Here is a 255-nt window from a genome sequence, read left to right as displayed (position 1 = left end):
CTTGATTGTAGCTTCCACCCTCGACCACGTTGTTGCTTGGCACTGGTGCAAACACGAAACCGCTCCCGATTACACACGCCTACTCGAACGCATCCCTGCCCCGTTAATCGCAACGACAGATGGCGGGAAAGGAACAGCAAGCGCAATAAAAACCTGCTGGTCAACAACATATGTGCAGCGTTGCCTTGTCCACGCACAGCGTGTAGTTCGTCGCTACACAACCTCACGCCCACGTACTGATGCCGGCAAAGCTAT

General features: G+C 54.1%; 1 protein-coding gene. It reads left to right on the top strand.

Annotated features, from left to right (window positions below):
* Positions 1–255, top strand: a 255-nt coding sequence (locus QP934_RS11570; protein ID WP_419127600.1) for a transposase, incomplete at both ends; no start/stop codon positions are given.

Origin of the sequence: Corynebacterium sp. MSK122, assembly GCF_030229435.2 — a bacterium.
In the GTDB taxonomy this organism is placed as follows: domain Bacteria; phylum Actinomycetota; class Actinomycetes; order Mycobacteriales; family Mycobacteriaceae; genus Corynebacterium; species Corynebacterium marquesiae.
The sequence above is the reverse complement of the archived record's forward strand: the minus strand, read 5'-3'. Positions and strand labels throughout refer to the sequence as shown.